At 35.9% G+C, this 14,970-nt stretch carries 19 protein-coding genes and 1 other RNA gene; 18 read left to right on the forward strand and 2 right to left on the reverse strand.

From position 1 onward, the window contains the following. The first annotated feature begins 22 nt into the window (after nt 1–22). From ACMHJ2_RS12815 to ACMHJ2_RS12900, 18 genes are read left to right on the forward strand one after another with little or no spacing between them, the layout of a single operon-like run. Nucleotides 23–565 (forward strand): head-tail connector protein, encoded by a 543-nt coding sequence (locus tag ACMHJ2_RS12815; RefSeq protein ID WP_413513254.1) that lies wholly within the window; start codon nt 23–25, stop codon nt 563–565. Further along, nucleotides 556–891 (forward strand): head-tail adaptor protein, encoded by a 336-nt coding sequence (locus ACMHJ2_RS12820; RefSeq protein WP_413513255.1) that lies wholly within the window; start codon nt 556–558, stop codon nt 889–891. The genes ACMHJ2_RS12815 and ACMHJ2_RS12820 overlap by 10 nt, the downstream gene beginning before the upstream one ends. Continuing rightward, nucleotides 884–1,417 carry a hypothetical protein gene (locus ACMHJ2_RS12825; protein WP_413513256.1) on the forward strand — a complete coding sequence of 178 codons (534 nt, stop codon included), beginning with the start codon at nt 884–886 and terminating at the stop codon, nt 1,415–1,417. The genes ACMHJ2_RS12820 and ACMHJ2_RS12825 overlap by 8 nt, the downstream gene beginning before the upstream one ends. Next, entirely contained in the window at nt 1,410–1,763 is a 354-nt protein-coding gene (locus tag ACMHJ2_RS12830) for a hypothetical protein (protein WP_413513257.1), read from the forward strand. Before ACMHJ2_RS12825 ends, ACMHJ2_RS12830 begins: the two co-directional genes overlap by 8 nt. After that, nucleotides 1,753–2,172: a hypothetical protein gene (locus tag ACMHJ2_RS12835; protein WP_413513258.1), complete on the forward strand. Its 420-nt coding sequence runs from the start codon at nt 1,753–1,755 to the stop codon at nt 2,170–2,172. Before ACMHJ2_RS12830 ends, ACMHJ2_RS12835 begins: the two co-directional genes overlap by 11 nt. Nucleotide 2,173: 1 nt before the next feature. Continuing rightward, entirely contained in the window at nt 2,174–2,524 is a 351-nt protein-coding gene (locus tag ACMHJ2_RS12840; RefSeq protein ID WP_413513259.1) for a hypothetical protein, read from the forward strand. 29 nt (nt 2,525–2,553) lie between these two features. Continuing rightward, complete coding sequence (locus tag ACMHJ2_RS12845) at nt 2,554–2,871, forward strand: hypothetical protein (RefSeq protein ID WP_413513260.1); 318 nt, start codon at nt 2,554–2,556, stop codon at nt 2,869–2,871. A gap of 2 nt (nt 2,872–2,873) precedes the next feature. Next, nucleotides 2,874–4,967: a hypothetical protein gene (locus ACMHJ2_RS12850; protein ID WP_413513261.1), complete on the forward strand. Its 2,094-nt coding sequence runs from the start codon at nt 2,874–2,876 to the stop codon at nt 4,965–4,967. Beyond that, nucleotides 4,967–6,952 carry a hypothetical protein gene (locus ACMHJ2_RS12855; RefSeq protein ID WP_413513262.1) on the forward strand — a complete coding sequence of 662 codons (1,986 nt, stop codon included), beginning with the start codon at nt 4,967–4,969 and terminating at the stop codon, nt 6,950–6,952. The genes ACMHJ2_RS12850 and ACMHJ2_RS12855 overlap by 1 nt, the downstream gene beginning before the upstream one ends. After that, a complete protein-coding gene (locus ACMHJ2_RS12860; protein ID WP_413513263.1) occupies nt 6,918–7,055 on the forward strand; it encodes a hypothetical protein in 138 nt (45 codons plus the stop codon). Before ACMHJ2_RS12855 ends, ACMHJ2_RS12860 begins: the two co-directional genes overlap by 35 nt. Then, on the forward strand, nt 7,045–8,184 hold the full coding sequence (locus ACMHJ2_RS12865) for a hypothetical protein (protein ID WP_413513264.1): 1,140 nt from the start codon (nt 7,045–7,047) through the stop codon (nt 8,182–8,184). Before ACMHJ2_RS12860 ends, ACMHJ2_RS12865 begins: the two co-directional genes overlap by 11 nt. Then, entirely contained in the window at nt 8,184–9,785 is a 1,602-nt protein-coding gene (locus tag ACMHJ2_RS12870; RefSeq protein WP_413513265.1) for a hypothetical protein, read from the forward strand. The genes ACMHJ2_RS12865 and ACMHJ2_RS12870 overlap by 1 nt, the downstream gene beginning before the upstream one ends. 3 nt (nt 9,786–9,788) lie before the next feature. Next, nucleotides 9,789–9,992 (forward strand): hypothetical protein, encoded by a 204-nt coding sequence (locus tag ACMHJ2_RS12875; RefSeq protein ID WP_413513266.1) that lies wholly within the window; start codon nt 9,789–9,791, stop codon nt 9,990–9,992. Continuing rightward, nucleotides 9,983–11,023, forward strand: a complete 1,041-nt coding sequence (locus tag ACMHJ2_RS12880; RefSeq protein WP_413513267.1) for a hypothetical protein — start codon at nt 9,983–9,985, stop codon at nt 11,021–11,023. Before ACMHJ2_RS12875 ends, ACMHJ2_RS12880 begins: the two co-directional genes overlap by 10 nt. A 5-nt stretch (nt 11,024–11,028) precedes the next feature. Then, nucleotides 11,029–12,177 carry a hypothetical protein gene (locus tag ACMHJ2_RS12885; protein WP_413513268.1) on the forward strand — a complete coding sequence of 383 codons (1,149 nt, stop codon included), beginning with the start codon at nt 11,029–11,031 and terminating at the stop codon, nt 12,175–12,177. Beyond that, nucleotides 12,178–12,708 carry a hypothetical protein gene (locus ACMHJ2_RS12890; protein WP_413513269.1) on the forward strand — a complete coding sequence of 177 codons (531 nt, stop codon included), beginning with the start codon at nt 12,178–12,180 and terminating at the stop codon, nt 12,706–12,708. It begins immediately after the preceding gene. Continuing rightward, a complete protein-coding gene (locus ACMHJ2_RS12895; RefSeq protein ID WP_413513270.1) occupies nt 12,695–13,225 on the forward strand; it encodes a glycoside hydrolase family 73 protein in 531 nt (176 codons plus the stop codon). The genes ACMHJ2_RS12890 and ACMHJ2_RS12895 overlap by 14 nt, the downstream gene beginning before the upstream one ends. Further along, nucleotides 13,222–13,713: a hypothetical protein gene (locus ACMHJ2_RS12900; protein WP_413513271.1), complete on the forward strand. Its 492-nt coding sequence runs from the start codon at nt 13,222–13,224 to the stop codon at nt 13,711–13,713. Before ACMHJ2_RS12895 ends, ACMHJ2_RS12900 begins: the two co-directional genes overlap by 4 nt. 12 nt (nt 13,714–13,725) lie before the next feature. Here the strand turns inward: ACMHJ2_RS12900 and ACMHJ2_RS12905 are convergent, their stop codons facing one another. Together ACMHJ2_RS12905 and ssrA are read right to left on the reverse strand one after the other, a co-directional pair. Beyond that, on the reverse strand, nt 13,726–14,379 hold the full coding sequence (locus tag ACMHJ2_RS12905) for a hypothetical protein (protein ID WP_413513272.1): 654 nt from the start codon (nt 14,377–14,379) through the stop codon (nt 13,726–13,728). 191 nt (nt 14,380–14,570) lie between these two features. After that, nucleotides 14,571–14,967: a transfer-messenger RNA gene (ssrA, locus tag ACMHJ2_RS12910) on the reverse strand. Nucleotides 14,968–14,970: the final 3 nt, after the last annotated feature.

Here is a 14,970-nt window from a genome sequence, read left to right on the forward strand (position 1 = left end):
CATAATAAATAGTTTGGTTGGTATGAATGCAGATGTTATTGCTATAGAAAATGTAGAAGTAGTGAAGTTGGAATTGGCGAAAAAGCACTTGCGCTTGGATGCTGATAATGACGAAGAGAATATGTTGATTGAGGTGGCGATAGCATCTGCTATTACTCAAGCGGAGAACTACACGGAAAGAGTTTTAAAAAAGAGTAAAATCGAAATCTTGACTCATAATGCTGAATCGATAGTTATTGAAAGATCATCTTTGAATGACAAGGTTCAAAAGGTAGAAGTATTGGAAGAAGATGTTGATTCAGTTCTTCTTCCGGCTTCTGCTTATTCTCAAACAAAAAGAGGTCCGGAGATTTATGAAGTGTCTTTTAAGAATGTGACGTTAGAACCAGAACAACAACTTAAAGTTACTATTGAGTTGGGCTTTGATTCGGAAACGTTACCAAAGGATATTTTATCAGCTTTACTTCTAATGGTTGGGGATGCTTATGAAAAGCGTGAGGATAGAAATCAAGGGAATAATACAGCAGTAAACAACCTTTTAAGACCGTATAGAAAATGGCAGTAAGAAAACCTTTTATTGGGCAAATGGATCGCAAGATAACGATCTATGAGAATATCAAAACGCAGAACAATATCGGTGAGGCTAAAGAGGAAAAGAAAAAGGTTACTGAATGCTGGGCAAGAGTGGATACAGATAATGGTTCTGAAAAGGTAGAAGGGAATGTACGGCACTTGATAAATAAAAGTTTTACCATTCGTTTTAATGAGATCATTTTTAAACGAGGGAACGAGTTTTTAGTGAGTTACAACAATCAATTCTATAGTATTACTCATGTTGCTGAGATTGGGCGTAGATCACATTTACAGTTAATATGCTTTGTTTATGATTAAAGCAACCATTCAGGTTAATAGTAATATTAAGCAATTAGCAGAAGGAGCAAAAGAGAAAGGAAGGTATCGAAAGATACTAAATGAGGTCGCTTCTGAATTAGCTTCGTCCGTTAAAAGCAAAACACCAGTAAAATCGAAAACCTTTTCTTCAGGAAGGAAAAATGGTGCGGGCAGGGTTCAGCAAAGAGCTGGTAATCTGAAAGAATCGATTGGTGTTTTTGATTCAAATAGTCAAAATTATGTGCGTGTTTGGGTAGGTGCTAGAGTGCAAAATGGGTTTGATGGTTGGTATGCGCAGATGGTTCACGATGGACATCGAATTTATCGCAATACTAATTCGTTAAAGAGAAGTGTTTTGAAGCGATGGCGTAAGAAAACGTTACCTGAAAAAACACAAGGACACGTAAAAGCAGATCCTTTCATCACAAAAACCTTTGACAGTAAAAAGAGTGGTTTGGAAACTTCTTTAAAAAGTAAGATAGGAGTCAATTTAGAAACTTTAATAAAACAAAATAGTAATGCTTGAGTTAAGTAAAGAATTATACCAGCTTTTTTCCAATTTAGAATTGTTTACCTCAGTTGTAGAAAAAAGAATCTTTCCAGTAGTAGCGGGTGAAGGGGTTCTATATCCATTTTCAATTTACAATATTCAACAGTTACCTTCTTCTTATGATGGAGATGAATTTAGTGTAGGGTTACATACCTATTTCTCACCTAACAAAATTAGCGAGGCGATGGGGTTTATTGATTCTTTGCGAAGCTACATTGGTGAAGAGTTTATTTATGAAGGTTCAGGAATTGATTTTATTGAGAAGGATCAAAGTATAGTAGTTTCAATTTATTTTAAAACAATAGGATATAATGGCGAGTGAAAAATTTTATAAAGGAAAGAAAGCGCGTATTTCATTAAATGGAAAGACGTTGTATCACGCTACATCTTGTAAAGTTGATATTTCAACGGAACTAGAAGAAATAGCAACAAAAGATACAGATGGAAAAATTAGTGTACCAGATGGGTATTCTTGGAGCGCTTCAACGGAAGCCTTAGTTGCGGACAAACCAACAAATTCAACGCAAGCAGATGCAATGGATTTAATTGATTATCAATTGGCAGGCACTGAATTGGATTTTGAGTTTACAACATCGCTAACAGGGGATTTTATTCTGAAAGGAAAAGTACTAGTGTCTCAAGCATCTGTTGATGCGTCAACGGGATCAGCTGTAAAAGGTTCTTTTAGTTTCGTGGGGCAAGGAGATTTAACAAGAGAAGTAGTTGTTTAATATGAAAAGGCAAATTAAAATAAGTGTTGAAGGTGTAGATGTAAATCTGCACTTTCCTTTTTCAGTTTTGTATAAGCTTGGAAAAAAATGGAGAATTGAATCTGTCAATGAGATTCTTGAAAAGGTGGTTAAGGTGTGTACGGTTGGGGATGGCGATATTAGTTTACAAGCCTTGGATGTTTTGTCGGATATATTGGTTGAATGTTCAGGTGATAAAATCAGTAAAGACGCTGCTTTGGATTATTTAGGAAGCAATCCTGAAATAATCGTTCAAGTCATTGAATTGTTAATTGAATCTATTTCCTCTCCTGGGAAAACCAATCAACAAGAACAAGGAGACTTGGGAAAGTAAATAACCTCACCTGGGATGATTACGAGCAATTGGCCTGTGGTGAGATTGGATTGCAACTCGATGACTTCTATACGTTGACTTTACGTCAATTTACTAATATCTGTCAAGGGTATTTTAAAAAGAGAAAATTTCAACAAAATGAAACTTTGTTGGGAATACGTAAGATAATGTATGCTTCTCTTTTGCCTTATCAGAAACAAGGGTTCAAGGAGCAAGATTTGTTTTTGCTTGATTTTGAACAAGAGATAGATCCGTTAATTGATTTAGAAGAAGAAATAAAAGAAGTAGAAGAACAAAAAGCATATTGGGACAAGGTAGATAAACAAAGAGAATCAAATAAGGAATAAGTATGGCTGTTGCAAGTATAAATGTAGGATTTCAGGTTAATGTAAAGGAACTAGCTGATAAGCTAAATCAAGCGGCAGCAAAGCTAGAGGAGCATAAAGAAAAGTTTGAAGAGGTTGGTAATGCTATTGGTAAAGCAGGAATGTATGTTGGGCGTTATGTAGATCAGATGGCGGGAACAGTAATCTCTACAATAGGTGGAGTAGTTGCTTTTATTCCTGAAATTATGTCTGCCATTTCAAAACTCAATGCGCTAATTATGGCGAATCCTTGGACGGCCTTAGCTACTGTTATTACAGCTGCTGGAACTGCTTTATATTTTTTTACTAGAAAAGGCAATGAAGCGGCTCAAATGCAAAAGATGTTGAATGATGTAAATGCAGAAGCGCTAAAAAACACAGCGAAAGAACGTGCAGAATTAGACTCCTTATTGCTTGTTGCAAAAGACGAAACTGCTTTGAAAAAAGACCGTTTAGACGCAATAAAAAGATTGAATGAAGTTGCCCCCCAATACCTAGGAGATATTAATCTAGAAACAATCAATACGAAAAAAGCGACAGATGCTATTGAACAATATATAGATGCATTAAATTCTAAAGCTAGGGAACAAGCATTGATGGCTAAGAAAACGGAGCTTTTTCAAAAAAAAATTGAGCTTGAAACAAGTAAGTTAGGAGAAACAGGATGGGCTCAAGATGCCTCGGATGCTATTTTTTCTTTATTTGGAGTTCAATCTGATGTAGTTTTCTCTACTAAACAAGAGATTTTAGCTTACGCCAAGTCATTGAATTATACAAAAGAGAAAACAAACAGTTTGTTAGCAGCTTATGAGCCTTATTTAAAACAAAGAGAAAAAGAATTGTCTTTGTATGATAGGCAAATTGCATCCTTGGATAATTATGCTAAAGCAGAAAGAAATAAAGCAGGCGTAGTTAAAGATTCTAATCAGAATACAATCTCCTATTATGAAGAGCAAATTAAGTCTTTACAAAAACTCCAAAAAGAAACGGCTAAATCCCCTGATCAGTACAAAGCAATTCAAAAACAGATTGACGAATACAAAGCTAAGATTTCAGATATAGAAGGAGGTTCTGCTGTATCAGGAAAAAAAAGCAAGCAATTTGAAGCTGTTAAATTAGAAACTATTAAGTTTTATGAATCTCAAATCAGTGAACTTAAAAAATATCAGAATGAACAAGCATTAACGGTTGAAGAATTTAACGCTACAGCTATTCAAATAGAAGGCATTCAAAAGAAGATTGACGCTATTACAGGAAAAAGGCAAAAGGCGACTACAGTAGCTGTGGATTATAGTCCGGCTGTAGAAGGGTCAACTGTTGCTTTGGAAAAACAAATCAAAACACTGGAAAAGCAAAGAGAAGCTATTCGTATCGTTTTTGGGGAAGCTAATATTGCGTATCAAGCCTTATCTAATCAAATTAAAGATATTGAGTTTGAGATTAAAATTAAAACAAATGAATCTGCTTTAAGTTCTGCAAAAGAATCGATAAAACATCTTCAAGACTCTATAGAAGGTCAAGCAAAGGGAAGTGAGCAGTTATTGACACAGCGTAGAGAAGAAGCTATTATTTATGCTGAATCTGTTAGTGGTGCTTTTGGACAAATGAGTAATAGTTTTATAGATTCTATGGGGCAAGCTGAGGATGGATTGGCTCGATTTGGCCAGGCTATGGCATCAACTATTTTAAAATTGATTGCAATGGCTTTATCTAATGCGATGGCAAATGCTATTGTTGGAGCAACTCAGTCAGCAAATTCTACAGGCCCTGCTGCTGTATTTACTACTCCAGTATTTATTGCAACAGCAATTGCAGGAATATTAGGAGCTTTTGCGTCTATTCCAAAATTTGCAGATGGTGGTGTGGTATATGGTCCTACTTTGGGATTAATGGGAGAATATGCAGGGGCGACTAATAACCCTGAAGTTATTGCTCCTTTGAATAAACTGAAAGAGTTGATTGAACCAGCTGGCAGTGGGTCTGCACAAATTATTTTGAGTGGAGATTTAAAAGTTAGTGGAAGTGATTTGCAGTTAATCTTGAATCGCAATGCAGCAAGAAGTAACAGAATTGGATAATGAAGCAGGTTAGAATTAAAATAATTGATACACAAACAAGTGTACTGGTTCAAACGATAGATTTTCCTTTATTTCCTTTAGAGACTATCGAAAATAAGGCAGCGAAAAGCTCCATTAAACTTACGTATGAAGGAGCGGATGATAAATACCAAGCATTGATGACTTCCTCTTTGGTGTTTGATTTATTGGTTAAGGATGGGGCGGATGGTAAGTTTTTTCATTTATTCACAGGAGCTGAAACAAGATATCGAGTTGATTTGGTAGATGAAAATAATGTGTTGTTATGGCGTGGTTTTTTATTGCCGGATCAATATTCTGAACCCTATAAGTCTCCAGCCTTATTTGTATCAATGACTGCAACTGATGGTATAGGATTGCTTAATGGAAAGGAGTTTTCTGACAATGCTTATTATACTGGGGATAATTCGGTAATCGCCTATATCTGTAAAGCTTTGGTCTCTACAGGACTTAAGCAAGATTTGTATTTCTGTCCTTCTATTGTTGCGGGGAATGGGTTTCGTTGGGATGAAATTTTTGTAAATGGAAGACTTTATACAGAAGATCCTGAACAAAATGAATTTGGAATCGGAGAAAGTTGGGAAAAAGATCCTGTATATGATGTTCTTGAAAACCTCGTCCATGATTTAGGATGTAAGCTTTTTACTTATAATGGGAAATGGTGGCTAATCGGAATAAATCAACAGCATAAGGATTTGTTGTCTTGTTTTAAATATGGTTATGATGCTGTTTATAAAGGGGTTGAATTAGTTGCCGTAGAAAATAAAAAACTAACATTTATTGCGGATCCTATAATATCTGTTCAATCACCTTGGAAGCGAGTAGAACTTACAGCAAATTACGATGCTGAGAAAGATGTTGTTGATGAGAAATTCTATGAAAAGGATCAATCAATATGGTCAAATAATCCTTATGTACATTGGAAAAAGGTTAATTGTGCAATTAATGAAATCCCGACAGAAGGAAAATGGTTTTATGAATATAGTTATCCTGGGCAAACATTTCCTGATATAAATCCGGGATGGCCTAGAATGATTGGTCCTGCTGGATGGAAAATAGAAAGTGATGTGCGGGGGTCATACATTGAGTTAGCAAATTTAATTTGGATAGAAAAGGCGGATTCTCAATGGGATTTTAAAAAACTAGAATTTGAATTGGAATTAGTTGCTTTTACAATTAACGGTACAAAGGAAAAATTTGAAAATAGAGAGTATGAAGATGTAATGCGTTATGAGCTTTTGTTGGGGAATGAGGTTTTGAATTCCAATTTTCCAGGCTCAAATAAATATAAAGATTCAGTTTTGGATTTGCGATTTTCTCAAGGCCGCAATGAATGGCAAGAGGGTAATAATACCTCTGTAAATCGGGTATGGATTGAAAAAAGAAGCTCTCTAGAAGGAAAGGTTAAAAAGAAACATACGCTAATTGATAAAAATGGATGGCTTCAATTGAGGCTTTACCCACCTGTTTTGCTCAATAATTTTCAACCTGCTTTTAATGATATTGGTATCTCTAAGTTAGCTATTAAGTTGTCTTCAAAAAACAAATATACTTCCAAAAAGATACGTCCAATTGATTACTCTACGAAAAAAACCGTTGATTTATTTCATATTGATAACGCACAGGACAATAGTAATAAGCGATTCATTTTTAAGCGTGAAGGGGTATCAGAACAAAAAGCTTGGAGGTTGAGTTGGAAGCGCAATGGTATTAATGAAAGCTTGCGCTATGGTGAATGTTATGCACGCATGATTCATGATGTACAGGCAAAACCTCACATTAAAATTGATGGTAGAGCTGTCGGAGTGTTTAGTCCTTTGAATCTATTTGAATTTAAGTGGCGAGGAAATAAAAAATTTATTCCAACTAGAATTGAAATGGATTTTTCAGAAGGTAGAACAGAGTTAACAATGATTGAAAATATATATGAAAATGTTACAGATCATTCAGGAGGAATATTGGGTTAGACATATTGTTTTTATTCGCGTGCCTGGTGAGCCATTTGGCCCCATTGCAAGAGAGCGAATTTATTGTGTAGATGAATATTGTGTAGAAGATTATGTCAGATAGAATAATATACAGAAGAGAGAAGGGGAGACAGTTGTTATCTGCTGAAGTAGATGGAAACTTTCAATACCTCGATGAAAGAATCGATAAGATTGCATTGAAAGATTACTTCATTTACGATTCGGGTTATGTTTTGTCCAACAACACGGTTGTGATTAATCCGGGAATAAAATGGATGATCGGTGGATTAGAGATTGAGAATGCAGTCAGTTTTACTTTTCCGATTCTGCGAGCTGATTGGACAACTTATCGCGTCGATATTGTTGTGGCAAATGGAAACGGTGCATTTGAACTTATCACGGGAATAGAAAGCTCAGAAGGTTATATTGTTCCGCGCATCGTTGGAAATTACTTGCCTTATCTCTATTTATACGTGAGTGATGCAGGAATGCAAAATGTAGGCTCTGAGGCAGTAGGAGATTTCATTTCTAAACTATCGTACCGCTGGGTACAAGTCAATCACCAGGATAAGCTTTTATCGATTGATATCAATAAAAGAAATATTGAAGTAATTGGTGGGAATAGTTTTATTGATGGCGTAATGAATGGGGTGTTTGGATTGCTTGTTGATGAGAATTACCCGGATGGATTCGAAGTGTCCATCCGCAATAGGCGAACTGACTATATTACAATTGTTCACGATGCTTTAGAAGTTGATTTTCCATTGAAGCTTTATACACAAAAGGATTACTTCCTAAGACCTAATGAAACCATCCTTTTAAAATACGTCAAAAACGAACAGTGTTTCGTTGTGAGTGGTGGATTAGATATCCAATTGACCTATCAAAATGTAGATGAGATCCTGGGTACAGATTCTTTACATCTCTTCATCGATTCTTCAGAAGGTGAAACCATAGCAGCTGATAATCTACAAACCACACTTACAGCTACAGTCGAGCGATATTTTAACGATTACACAAATGAAGTTGTTTCCTGGCAATGGTTTAGAGAATCAGGAACTACGCAAGAAGATCGCGATTCCGATGCGATTTGGTCTCAAGGCAAAACCGAACGAATCATTCACTTAACAGCAGCTGATTTCACACCCAATATTTACTCAAGATCAATTGTATTTGTATGTCAAGCAATTGTACAAAATCAACGTTTAACAGCACAAACAAACATAGGATAATGAAGCAAGGAGTATTAAACATAAAAGTGGATTATAAACCACTTAACGCTTACAAGAATGTAATTGTTCGAAGTGGTTCTAATCGTCAAAATTACAACACTAATACGCGTTATTTTGAACCTGACCGTCGTATTGATCCGTACGTTGTACGAATTGATTGCGGGGTAAACGATACACATAATATTGTGAATGGATTGGTTAACGCGAATCTTACAGACGTAATTTGGAAAGAGTCAACACCAACAGGGTATAAAGATATCTTGTCAACAGACAAAGAGTTTCGTATCGGCACTGGAGCGGACAAAGGAAAACTAACCATCTTTAAAAATGTGAGCGACACACAGCCAGTGACTATTTTGTTTTCTGCGCGGTTTTTAGATAGTACAACAAAACGTGTAGTAAACTTTCAAGAGGCATTTGACCTTATAACACTTCCTGTTGCAGAATCTCCTGTACTGTTAGAAACCTCTGCACCTGTTGGTTATAATCTCTTTCCAACCGAAAACAACCAAGGGTTAATTTGCCAGGCTGATTTGTATCGAGGTAAAGATATAGTGCCTGCTGCCTTTTGGTGGTATTCAAATGGTGTTTTAATTCAATCAAGTGGTGGATTTGAAGGATATTATACCAATAAGTTGTTTGTCAAAGCTTCAAGAATTGTAAAAGAAGGATTGATAGTAAGTGTTGAAGTTGCGGATTGTTCAGAGTATTTAAATGGCTTAATTATGGATAAAGTAGATAATGATCCGGAGGTAATTCAGTGGAGAGAATTGTATCAAAGAGGAGACATTAATGTACTTCAAGACTCTGTTTTTAATAAAGTATCACCTAAATGGATGGGTGCAAATAGCGAGCCTAAAGCAAATATTGAAAATGGCGTTTTAAAGGTAGTTCCAAACACGCAGACTTCTCAACAAAATATTACAGGATTAACAGGTGCTTGTTCGATTCGAATCTACGTAAAAAAAGTGTCTTCACCATCTGTAGAGCTTATTGCGAGATTTGGAGGGGTGGCAGCTGCTACAGGTAGAGCTTCTTTTACTAATATAACTGATGGAACTGTACTAGATTACACTTATACAGATACGGGAAACAAAAACTTTATTTTTAACATTCAACCATTGGCAGGAGCATATATAGAGATAGAGAAAATCATGCTAGTTAATGGATCTATATCTAAAGATTGGACGCCTTTAAAAGAAGAGCTACAAAATTTGATTAGTCAAAAAACAGAGTATTATACATCGAATACCTCACTACCACCTAATTATCGTCCTAATCGAAATTCATCTATAAAACTGTATAAATCAGATTTTATGTTGATGAAGCAATTTCCTGCTTATAATGAAGAAGTGCTATACCCAACTTCTGTATCACCAGAGGCAGCTTCTGTGCAAATCGAGATGGTTTTAAATACCAACAATGGTATTATACAACAACCGGAACAATTTCTTTCTGTAGGATGGCTTAAGCAAGCACCTGGAACTTTTAAATACAAAGGATTCAAGGTTAATATATCCATTGCAGATATCAAGGCTTTGAATGAAGCAAACAAACAACTAGACTACGAACTACGAGAAGATTTAACCTTAAAAGCATAAGCGATGAAATGTATATTAATGAATGAAGAAATAGCTATCACTAAAGGAGTAATTCCTGAAGATCATTACTTTCAAAAAAATGAAGGCCAAGTGATTTTCAAAAAAGATATCCTTACGATTTACAGTGAAAAAGGAAATCAAGTAGATTTTGAATATGAAGAAATGGAAACGCCTAAGGCATTAAAAATTATTGACACATGGAATTAGTAAGAGGATCTAGATCGATTAAGTTATCTAAAAAAGGAGATACGCTAACCAGTATGCTTATTGCGGATAAACCGCTTGTTGCAAAGTATCAAAATGGAGTTGTTGTAGGGAGTTGGGTTAACGTTGCGGAACAACGCACCGTGTATGCACAAGTGTTAACCTCGCTTACTAATACACCACTCTCAACAGCTCAATTAACTGCTACTGTATGGAAGTTTAATGGACAAGTTATTGAAGATACAGATACGCGTTTTGAAAAAATAACATACAATATCGGTTCTACTCAAGTGCCTGCTTTAAAAATTAAAGCCGATATCATGAATAACATCGATACGACAAGTTCGATTGAGTTTAATGCAAATGCCTACACTGGAGGCTATACAACTGCGATTTCGGCATTAATTAATGTAACAAAGGAAAATATAAGTGCCAATACATATAATGCTTATATAGTCGATGCAAATGGCCGTGGTGCAACAATTACAACCACTTATCCAAGTGTAACGCTAAAAGCAATACTAGAAAAAGGTGGAATTGCAACCACAACTGGAATAACCTATCAATGGTATAAATCCACGCTTGATGAAGCTGAAGACTTGGCTAATGATCCAATTGCGGATAACCGCATGTTGTTGCCTGGGAAAACGCAACAAACACTAACCTTAACAGCAGCGGATATTCAGACCTATGATACTTATATCGTAGAAATATCAGAAAACGGTCAGCTAGTGAAATCAGCTACAATGTCCGTTCGAGATGAAACCGACTCACTAGAATTGATGTATAATGTTGAAGGTATTGAGGATGATTTGCAACCGGGTGGCTCAATTAAGTACACGCCAAAAGTTGTTTACCGCGGAACCACAACACCCGCTCCAGGTGCTTGGATTTATAAGTACCAAAAGATTAAGCTTAATGGAACAAGCATTGGAACACAAACAAGTGGAACATCTATAACAGTAACCTATGCAGAAATAGAAGCTGCAGGAGTGGATGAGATAAGTGTATTATTTGAAGTAACAGAAAGTTAAAGTGTATGGGACAAGTAAGAGGATCAAGAAAGGTAAGTCTTAGAGAGCGCATCAAATCGGTGCGCATTCAAGCCACTGGTACACAGTTTCAAAACAATACGCCTTCAACTATTACTTTAAGGGCTATGCCGTATAATTTCACGGCTGTAAGTTATGCGTGGTATAAAGGAACGGGAACTGTAATTGTTGGAACGAATCAAAACTTTGTACTTGCACATGATCAAATTTCAACGGTTGAAACGTACCGCGTTGTTGTCAAAAACAATCAAAACCAAGAGTACGAAGATTCTATTTCTATTTCAAAGGTTATTGATGGTCCGCAAGGTCGTCCAGGGCAATTACCTATTCAGCGTGAATGGGCGGTTGGTGATGTTTACCGAAACAGCGATGAAGTAATTGATTACATCTACCATCGTGCAACAGACAGCTGGTGGAAATTAAAGCCTGGTTATAACAATATAACTGTACAAATCAATCCGACAAACGAGTTTATTCGATTGAACTCTTTAGAACAACTAGCAGTAAACCTTTTAATTGCTGAAAATGCAAATATTGCTGGTTTTGTTTTCAAAGATCAAAAAATGGTTAGTCAGTCTCCAAGTCCTACAAATCCGAATTTGACCTTAGATGGAGTGAATGGACTGCTAAAAGCAATGGCGGGACAAATAGGAGAATTCCAAATTAATGAAGGACTTGAATACAATAAGGAAGGGAATCGGATAATTAATTTTTTACCGCGTCCGTATCAAAAGTTTTTCAAATTTGACAAAGATGGTTTAAAACTCATTAATGATGATTGGTACGATGGAATGTTTTGTGGAGAGGGACCAAATGGAGGAATGTCATGCTTTACTGGTAATAACCACAATGTTCGTTATGAAATTGAAACAGGTGGTGTTGATTATTATTTGAAACTATTTGGTACGGGTAAATACCGAAATGAAACGTATAAGGCTGCTTTATGGGTTCAGGCTGTTGCTCATGCAGTAGATGCTATCCTTATTGAAAAGGGAGGAATCACTTTAAAAAATGGTGATATGAATATTGTGACAGGAGATTATAAAGCAAATGGATTTGTTGGAGCTACCGGTACTTTTAATGTTGGAGGAGTGAATGTAAGAGTTGAAAAAGGGTTAATAGTTAGTTGGCAATAGATGAAGTATTTAATCGATTTACAAGGGTATTTGCTGTATAATTTACAGCAAATTGGAGTGAGTGTTAAATTATCAGGAGTAGTGGGAGCGTTAGCAATTGTGGTTGGAAATGTATCTGGAGTTTTTACGCAGTGGTGGAGTGAGAATATCGATTATGTTGTGATTGCTTTAGGATTAGTTGCAGTTGATCATTTGTTGGGTTCTGGTGTACATCTATGGTTAAAGAAGGATTTTCAATGGCCAAAGAATATCATTGGGTTGTTGATTAAACTTTCGATGGTTCTATGTGGTGGATTAATCTTTGAGGGATTGGCTCATATTACTAAAGAACAAGATTTAGTTTACACGTATTTGAAAATGACAACGCGTTTAATCGTGTGTATTTATCCTGGGCTATCCGCTATGCGAAATATGAATTTAGTGACTCGAGGTGTTTTTCCACCAGCCGCACTAGTTGGAAAGTTTGATAGCTTCCAAAAGGATTTAAGCGTTGAAAAATTAAAAAAAGGAAAAGAAAATGAAGGAGATTAATTTTGAAGTATTTGAAGCGTTGTCATTGGACAATGCTTCAATTTTTGTAAACAAGTACAAAGCTGCTGCTAAAGAAATTGAAAAGCAAACAGGATTGAATTATATTGCGATTTTGGTGCAAGCAGCACTTGAAAGTGGTTGGGGATTAAAAGTAGTTGGAAACAATCTATTTGGAATTAAATGGACAGGAAAAGGGGAGAAGCAGCTTGTTACAACAACTGAAATTCTCTGGAGTCCTAACGAGAAATTCCCTGAAGTATTGTCGATGACAAAACGTGCAGATGGAAAGTATGTGTATAAAGTGAAAGACTATTTTAGAAAATACGATACGCCGGAACAAAGCTTTCAGGACCATGCGTTGTTCTTTCAAGAGAATAAGCGTTATGCTAAAGCTTGGGAAGTTCGCGGGGATTACAATCGCTTTTTTGAGGAGATCGCCAAGGCTGGATATGCAACTGCGGATAATTACGCAGACTATTTGAAAAGCGTCGCTAAATCGGTAATTAAACGCTTATGAGAGTAGTTGTATTGTTGGTTGTACTGTTAGGTTTAACAGTGCAATCTTGTGGATCACGAAAAGTTGAAAGGCACAGTAAATCGTCTTTAGAGGAAAGCTGGGCTTCTCTCCAGGAACAGAAAACAGTTACTGAAATTTATTTTGACCGTAAGAAGGTGTTTGAAATTATGCGAGAGCTAAACATTCGCAATGGTTCGATAACTTTTAATACGGATGGTTCCATCACGGCCAAGGGTGATGAGATTGGATTGAGTGATAAGGAAGCGGGTGAGCAAATCGAATCTACGAAAGTAAAGGAGGAAAATTCGCAAGCGGTTTTTGGTCAGAATGAAAAGAAAATTGAAGAGGAAGATGGGAAGAAAGTGGAGCGGAAGCAGTTTAGTTGGTGGTGGATTATTATGCTTCTGACAATAATATTTGGTGTGATCTATCTTATAAAAAAACTTGGGTTGGTAAGTAGTAAAAAATGGGCTGTATTTTTTAGATAGTCCATTTTTTAATTATTCAGGAATTTCGCTTAAGTAGTTTTTTATTTTTTCTTCAAAAATAAACATGTCACTTTCTTTTCTGTTTTTCCCTTCTTTGTGTGAAGCAAGACATAAATAAAAATTCTTGTTATTTTTTGTTAAGTAAATTAACCACTCGCCTTTTAAATCTTTATTTTTCATAGCGGTATTGTGCATTTCTCTTGATATTGTAGAATAAGGCGCGTTCTTATATCGATGTAAGATTTTATTTAATTCTTCAGTTCTTGCTTTGCGTATTTGTCCTTCTGAATTAAACCAGTATTCTTTAACATTTCTGAGTAACGAGCTTCCTAGACTGCAATACGGACTTAAGTGAATATGTTCAAAATCTAACAAAGGTTCATTGTTGAAAGGCAAACCTTTTATGTTGCCTTTTTCTAAATTATGAATATAGTCTAATACTTCAGATGAGTTAATAAATTCAATTTTATCACCAAATTTCTCGCCAATGTGTGCTTTATGTATGCTTAATTGATCAACTAAGTAAGAACTGCAAGCTCCTGTTGTCAGCTTTAATTTCAATCGCTCCTTAATATCAATTCTATTTTTATCTAAAGTATCAAAATCTATGTCGCAAGATTCAGTTCTGTCAAGTGTAATAATACGTACATTTTCTTGTTCTATCAAAAGGCTATAAAATAAATTTAAAAATTCCTGGTCTCTCATATTTATTCCTTGTTATTATTTATAAAGATATAAAAAATGTTAGTAGTCTTTAAATGAGTATTAATATAAATAATGAGAACTATACAAAAACTATACAAATATTACCCTATAAAAAAACAACCACCTGATAATCAGGTGGTTGTTTTTTATTTCTGTGGAGTCGCCGAGAATCGAACTCGGGTCCAAACAAGCAATCAGAGAGCTTTCTACACGCTTAGTTTCAACTTTAATTTTCGATCAGTAGCTTGGTTTGAAACAACCCCTACTAACTTAGCCTCTAAGATTTTGGAAGATGTCCGAGACACTAACCCTCCTAGGTTTATTTTACGGTTCCCCTAAACAAAGCGCCACAAACCAAGGCTCTTAAGGGGAATCTAGCTCTTCCACCTGGTGGAAACTAAGGCAATCCTACTGTAATTCGGATTAAGCAGCTAAAGCGTAATTATTTTCGCCGTTTAAAAAGTTCGTTAGATGATATTTACGAGCAACCTAACAACGCTCGACGTGCTTACTGACTAATTCCACTCGCTGTCAAAACCGATCGACCCCTTA

Source organism: Myroides odoratus, from assembly GCF_965118575.1.
GTDB lineage: Bacteria > Bacteroidota > Bacteroidia > Flavobacteriales > Flavobacteriaceae > Flavobacterium > Flavobacterium odoratum_B.

Bases quoted from the DNA above. Each gene is read 5' to 3' on its own strand.
- ACMHJ2_RS12815 (WP_413513254.1), top strand. From the start codon at position 23: ATGAATGCAGATGTTATTGCTATAGAAAATGTAGAAGTAGTGAAGTTG.
- ACMHJ2_RS12820 (WP_413513255.1), top strand. From the start codon at position 556: ATGGCAGTAAGAAAACCTTTTATTGGGCAAATGGATCGCAAGATAACG.
- ACMHJ2_RS12825 (WP_413513256.1), top strand. From the start codon at position 884: ATGATTAAAGCAACCATTCAGGTTAATAGTAATATTAAGCAATTAGCA.
- ACMHJ2_RS12830 (WP_413513257.1), top strand. From the start codon at position 1,410: ATGCTTGAGTTAAGTAAAGAATTATACCAGCTTTTTTCCAATTTAGAA.
- ACMHJ2_RS12835 (WP_413513258.1), top strand. From the start codon at position 1,753: ATGGCGAGTGAAAAATTTTATAAAGGAAAGAAAGCGCGTATTTCATTA.
- ACMHJ2_RS12840 (WP_413513259.1), top strand. From the start codon at position 2,174: ATGAAAAGGCAAATTAAAATAAGTGTTGAAGGTGTAGATGTAAATCTG.
- ACMHJ2_RS12850 (WP_413513261.1), top strand. From the start codon at position 2,874: ATGGCTGTTGCAAGTATAAATGTAGGATTTCAGGTTAATGTAAAGGAA.
- ACMHJ2_RS12855 (WP_413513262.1), top strand. From the start codon at position 4,967: ATGAAGCAGGTTAGAATTAAAATAATTGATACACAAACAAGTGTACTG.
- ACMHJ2_RS12860 (WP_413513263.1), top strand. From the start codon at position 6,918: ATGTTACAGATCATTCAGGAGGAATATTGGGTTAGACATATTGTTTTT.
- ACMHJ2_RS12865 (WP_413513264.1), top strand. From the start codon at position 7,045: ATGTCAGATAGAATAATATACAGAAGAGAGAAGGGGAGACAGTTGTTA.
- ACMHJ2_RS12870 (WP_413513265.1), top strand. From the start codon at position 8,184: ATGAAGCAAGGAGTATTAAACATAAAAGTGGATTATAAACCACTTAAC.
- ACMHJ2_RS12875 (WP_413513266.1), top strand. From the start codon at position 9,789: ATGAAATGTATATTAATGAATGAAGAAATAGCTATCACTAAAGGAGTA.
- ACMHJ2_RS12880 (WP_413513267.1), top strand. From the start codon at position 9,983: ATGGAATTAGTAAGAGGATCTAGATCGATTAAGTTATCTAAAAAAGGA.
- ACMHJ2_RS12885 (WP_413513268.1), top strand. From the start codon at position 11,029: ATGGGACAAGTAAGAGGATCAAGAAAGGTAAGTCTTAGAGAGCGCATC.
- ACMHJ2_RS12890 (WP_413513269.1), top strand. From the start codon at position 12,178: ATGAAGTATTTAATCGATTTACAAGGGTATTTGCTGTATAATTTACAG.
- ACMHJ2_RS12895 (WP_413513270.1), top strand. From the start codon at position 12,695: ATGAAGGAGATTAATTTTGAAGTATTTGAAGCGTTGTCATTGGACAAT.
- ACMHJ2_RS12900 (WP_413513271.1), top strand. From the start codon at position 13,222: ATGAGAGTAGTTGTATTGTTGGTTGTACTGTTAGGTTTAACAGTGCAA.